This is a genomic window from bacterium, assembly GCA_035505375.1.
Lineage (GTDB): Bacteria > Hydrothermota > Tepidihabitantia > Tepidihabitantales > Tepidihabitantaceae > UBA2258.
In genome coordinates this window covers 1-5,283 of record DATJQV010000055.1, presented here as the reverse complement: position 1 = coordinate 5,283, position 5,283 = coordinate 1, and the positions used below count along the sequence as shown (strand labels likewise).

Below are 5,283 nucleotides of genomic sequence, written 5' to 3'. Positions count from 1 at the left end.
GCTGGAACTCCCCGGGCACGCTTTATGTCGAGTGCGCAAAGGTGGGGAACCGGTGGCTGGATGAGGCACGCGTCCACACCGCACCTTCACTCCACAGTATTCCCAATAGGTACAATCAGCCCATCCCGCAGATGCTGACGTATAGCGGCAGGTCGTTCCCACGTCAGCGGATGTGCTGTCCGAGAACTCAGCGTAAAGAAACGCCAACCATTCCGGGACGGGCTCGCCTGGCTTGCGGGTCTCTCCCCTTCTCCGCCATAAGCTTAACCTCGACCGAAGCCGTTGCTTCGACCTTGATCCTTGACCTCTACGCTAACCTGTCATCATGTCCTGTATGATACCGGCAACCACACGGCAGTTAACCTCCTGTCCCCTGTCGAGTTGTCGGAGAGGTTCCTTGGCGGGAAAGCCGAGAAGCACCTCTTCCCCGCGGAGCCCGGCGATGTCGAGGAGACTTTCGCCGACGTCGACGCGCACATCTGGGACGTTGGCTTCAAGCCCGACACACCAACCGATGTCGGAATCGAGATGTCCGTGACCCGGTTTCGGCACTACTACCGGTCACGAAGACGGGGCCGGACCTCATGACTAAAGACAACCTGACGAAGGACGAAGAGACGACCTCCCGACGTCCGCCTCAATCTGCTGCGAAGCAGCGCGTGGCGGTCGTTGGCGCCGGCGGCTGGGGCAAGAATCTCGTCCGCACGTTCGACGACCTCGGCACTTTGCGCACGGTCTGCGACACGGACCGGTCACGGCTCGACGCCCCGAAGACGAGTCCCGAAGTGAAACGTTGTTCAAGGGTTGAGAACTGCCTCGCGGATTCCGAAGTCAGTGCGGTCGCCATTGCCACCCCGGCCGCCACTCATTTCGACCTTGCGCGAACCGCTCTTACGGCAGGCAAGGACGTCTTTGTTGAGAAACCCCTGGCCCTTCAGGTAGAGCAAGGGACGGAACTCGTGGAGTTGGCACGGAGCCAGGGACGAATTCTGATGGTCGGCCACATTCTGCGCTATCATCCCGCAGTCTGCAAGCTCAAGGAGATGGTAGACGGTGGAGAGTTGGGCAAGGTCGAGTACATCTACTCGAACCGGCTGAGCATCGGCAAGCTGCGCACGGAGGAGAACATCCTCTGGAGCTTTGCCCCACACGATGTTTCGGTCATGCTCGGTTTGCTCGGCGAGATGCCGGCTGCGGCCTCATGCCAGGGTGGGGATTACCTGAGCCGCGGGGTCTGCGACATCACGGTCAGCCAGTTCTCCTTCCCCAGTGGAGTCCGGGCCCACATATTCGTGAGCTGGCTTCACCCCTTCAAAGAGCAGCGGCTCGTGGTCGTTGGCTCCGACAAGATGGCTGTCTTTGAAGACACGGCCAAGGACAAGCTCGTGACCTATCCGCACAAGGTCGAGTGGAAGAACCGTGTGCCCACAGCGGTGAAGGCCGAAGCCGAGGTCGTGCCGGTAGAAACCACCGAACCACTGAGAGCCGAGTGCCTCGCCTTCCTTGAATGCTTGGAGACCCGAAAGCCACCGCTGACCGATGGACCCGAGGGTTTGCGTGTGCTGGAGTTGCTCGACGCCTGCCAGCGTTCGCTCCAGAACAACGGCGCTGTCATCTCTCTCCCGGATGTCACTCGCTCAAGCTCGACTTCAACCTCAGGCCCCGCTCAGCCTTACTTCGTTCACGAGACCGCCCGCGTTGATGAGGGCGCGGCTATCGGCGCCGGCACCAAAATCTGGCACTTCGCCCACGTGATGTCGGGCGCCAAGATTGGCGAGCGCTGCGTCCTCGGTCAGAACGTCAACGTGGATGGCGGCGCAGTCATCGGCAACAATGTGAAGATTCAAAACAACGTTTCGGTCTACACTGGAGTAATCATCGAGGACGACGTTTTCCTCGGGCCTTCGTGCGTACTGACCAACGTCTCCAATCCGCGGTCCGAGATCAACCGCCACGCCCTGTACGAGCAGACTGTGCTTATGCGCGGCTGCACCATCGGAGCGAACGCCACCATCGTCTGCGGCACGACTGTGGGCCGGTACGCTTTCGTGGCAGCGGGGGCGGTCGTGACCAAGGATGTTCCTGACTACGCGATGGTGGTGGGCAACCCGGCTCGCCGGACAGGATGGATGAGCAGGCACGGGCAGAAGCTTGGCCCGCCCGATGCGCAGGGCATCATGGTCTGTCCGGAAAGCGGCCAGCGATACCGGGAGGAGTTTCCCGGGACCCTGCAGAGCCTCGACCTCGACGAAGAGCTCCCGTTGCCATCGGAGCTATCGAAGGGCACCAAACCCTACCGCGAGTTCCGTCGTTCAACCTCTACCCCGACCTCAGCCTCGACCTCTCGACGTCCGCCGCGGACGCGTAAGACTAGGGACAAGAAGACGAAGGAGGAAGCAACATGAACGTGCCATTGCTCGACCTGAAGGCTCAGTACCTATCCATAAGGCCCGAAATCGACGCGGCGTTTGCCGAGGTCTGCGAATCGCAGAAGTTCATCCTCGGCCCGCAGGTCAAGGCACTCGAAGAAGCCATCGCAAAGTACTGCGGGTGCGCGCACGCCGTCGGTGTCTCGTCCGGCACCGATGCGCTGCTGATTTCACTCATGGCTGAGGGAATCGGCCCCGGCGACGAGGTCATCACCACCGCGTACTCCTTCTTCGCCACTGCCGGCTGTATCGCCCGGCTCGGTGCCAAACCGGTCTTCGTCGACATTGACCCGGTCACGTACAACATCGACCCAACGAGAATCGAAGAACGTTGTACGAACAGAACGAAGGCGATCCTGCCGGTCCACCTCTACGGCCAGATGGCTGACATGGACCCTATTATGGATGTCGCGGAGCGGCACGACCTGATCGTCGTCGAGGATGGCGCGCAGGCGATCGGCGCCGAGTACAAGGGCAAACGTGCAGGCTCCATCGGCCACTACGGTTGCTTCTCTTTCTTCCCTTCCAAAAACCTCGGTGCTTTCGGCGACGGCGGGATAGTGACGACCAATGACACCGAACGAGCCGACCGGCTCCGCGTACTAAGGGCGCACGGCTCCAAACCCAAGTACTACCACAGGTTAGTCGGCGGTAACTTCCGACTCGACACGCTCCAAGCCGCGATTGTGCTGGCAAAGCTCAAGCACCTCGATGGCTGGACAGCAGGCCGCCAAACCAACGCGCAGCGCTACTACCGCCTCTTCCGTGAATCAGGCCTTGTCTCCTCCGGCCTCCTCCAGCTCCCAGAGATTCCGTTCTCTTCCGGAACGATGGACGAAGAACGGGCAAAGATGAACGGCAACCGCCACGTCGTGAATCAGTATGTGATACGCGTCTCGCGCCGCAATGAGCTGCAGGCCTTTTTGAAGGAAAGAGGCATCGGCACTGAGGTCTATTACCCGCTGCCGCTTCACCTCCAAGAGTGCTTCGCCTACATCGGGCAGAGAACCGGTGACCTTCCCGAGAGTGAGAAGGCGGCAAATGAGACGCTGGCTGTTCCGGTCTACCCGGAACTGAGCGATGACCAGGCCCGCTACGTGGTCGACTCAATCGTGACGTTCCACAGGGAATGAGGCAAACCTCTGACCATGAACCACGATCCAGGAACTGTGAACCAGCAACCAAGAATCAAGAACTCCGAACAAAGGACTTCCGTGTGACGAAGAGCGAGCTGATAAAGAGGCTCAACGTCAAGCAGTCTGTCATCGGCATCGTCGGGCTCGGTTATGTCGGTTTGCCCCTGATGCTGAGATACCAGGAAGTCGGGTATCGCGTGCTCGGGTTGGATATCGACCAGACCAAGGTCGAACGCCTGAACAAGGGAGAGACCTACATTGCCCACATCAAGGCCGAAGCCATCAAAGCGGCCCGGGCCGGCGGGTTTGAGGCAACCACCGACTTCGCTCGGGCCGGCGAGCCCGACGCTCTGATTCTTTGCGTGCCGACCCCACTTGACAGGCATCTAGAACCTGACCTGAGCTTTGTCATCAACACGGTGGATTCACTTGTTCCCCACCTGCGGCCCGGACAGGTCATGTCGCTCGAAAGCACCACCTGGCCCGGCACGACCGACGAAGAACTCAAACCCCGGATCGAATCGCGGGGTTTCGAAGTCGGCAAAGACGTTTTCCTCGTCTTCTCTCCCGAGCGCGAAGACCCGGCCAACCCCAACTTCACAACTCGCACTATTCCCAAGGTTGTCGGTGGCCACACGCCTGCTTGTCTTGAAGTCGGCACAGCGCTGTACGGGCAGGTGATAGACAAACTGGTTCCGGTCAGTTCCACTCGGGTCGCCGAGATGACCAAACTGCTCGAGAACATCCACCGGGCGGTGAACATAGGACTGGTCAACGAGATGAAGATGGTTGGGGACAGGATGGGTATCGACATCCATGAGGTCATCCGCGCCGCCGCGACCAAGCCGTTCGGCTTCGTGCCGTATTACCCGGGGCCCGGCCTGGGCGGACACTGCATTCCGATCGACCCGTTCTACCTTACCTGGAAGGCCCGCGAGTACGGAGTCAACACCCGGTTCATCGAGCTGGCCGGAGAGATCAACCGCGCGATGCCGGAGTGGGTTGTATCGAAGGTCGTAGAGGCTCTGAACAGCCGGGGCAAGGCCCTGAAAGGCAGCCAGGTTCTGGTGCTGGGAATAGCCTATAAGAGGGACGTGGACGACATGCGTGAATCTCCGTCCGTGGAGATCATGGAACTGCTCCGGAGCAAGGATGCGGTCATCGCGTACTCTGACCCCCATATTGCGGTGTTCCCGAAGATGAGGGAGCACTCTTTCGACTTGAAGAGCGTCCCGCTGACCGCAGCATCGATCGCCGGTTTCGACTGCGTGCTTATTGCCACCGACCACAAGGCCTTTGACTACAAGACGATTCAGCGTCATGCCAAGCTGATAGTGGACGCGCGTGGAGTCTACACTGAGCGGGCAGAGAACGTTGTTGGAGCGTAGCGGATTGGCAGGACTCTGCTTCGCGGTGCTTTCAACCTCCTCCTCGAGTCTTGCCGTCCGCGTTCCTGGGCACTCGACAACGCCGAACGTCGCGGGCGAACTCGGACGGCGACCCGAAATCCGGTTCGAAGACGGCCTGTACAGGACCGTGGACTGGTACCGTGAACATCCGGAATGGTGGCGACCGCTCAAGGAGCGGCTGGCTCGCGAAAGCGCCGGCTTCTGGACAGGTTCTTCGCCGACCACGGACTAAGGACCAGATGACCACGGATCACATGACGAAGTTCTCAACCTCAACCTTGGCCTGATCATGAAAGGCATCATTCTCGC

The 5,283-nt window shown here is 60.1% G+C and carries 4 protein-coding genes; 3 read left to right on the top strand and 1 reads right to left on the bottom strand.

Annotation, left to right across the window (positions count from 1 at the left end):
* Positions 1 to 312: 312 nt before the first annotated feature.
* Positions 313 to 552 (bottom strand): hypothetical protein, encoded by a 240-nt coding sequence (locus tag VMH22_08995; GenBank protein HTW91831.1) that lies wholly within the window; start codon positions 550 to 552, stop codon positions 313 to 315.
* Positions 553 to 584: 32 nt separating this feature from the next.
* On the opposite strand from VMH22_08995, the gene VMH22_08990 reads away from it, so the two are divergent.
* From VMH22_08990 to VMH22_08980, 3 genes are all read left to right on the top strand, one after another.
* Positions 585 to 2,405, top strand: coding sequence for a Gfo/Idh/MocA family oxidoreductase (locus tag VMH22_08990; GenBank protein ID HTW91830.1), 1,821 nt, complete (start codon positions 585 to 587; stop codon positions 2,403 to 2,405).
* Positions 2,402 to 3,562: a DegT/DnrJ/EryC1/StrS family aminotransferase gene (locus VMH22_08985; protein ID HTW91829.1), complete on the top strand. Its 1,161-nt coding sequence runs from the start codon at positions 2,402 to 2,404 to the stop codon at positions 3,560 to 3,562. The genes VMH22_08990 and VMH22_08985 overlap by 4 nt, the downstream gene beginning before the upstream one ends.
* Positions 3,563 to 3,645: 83 nt before the next feature.
* The gene (locus VMH22_08980; protein ID HTW91828.1) at positions 3,646 to 4,953 is read left to right on the top strand and encodes a nucleotide sugar dehydrogenase; all 1,308 of its coding nucleotides are present in this window, start codon (positions 3,646 to 3,648) and stop codon (positions 4,951 to 4,953) included.
* Positions 4,954 to 5,283 lie beyond the last annotated feature (330 nt).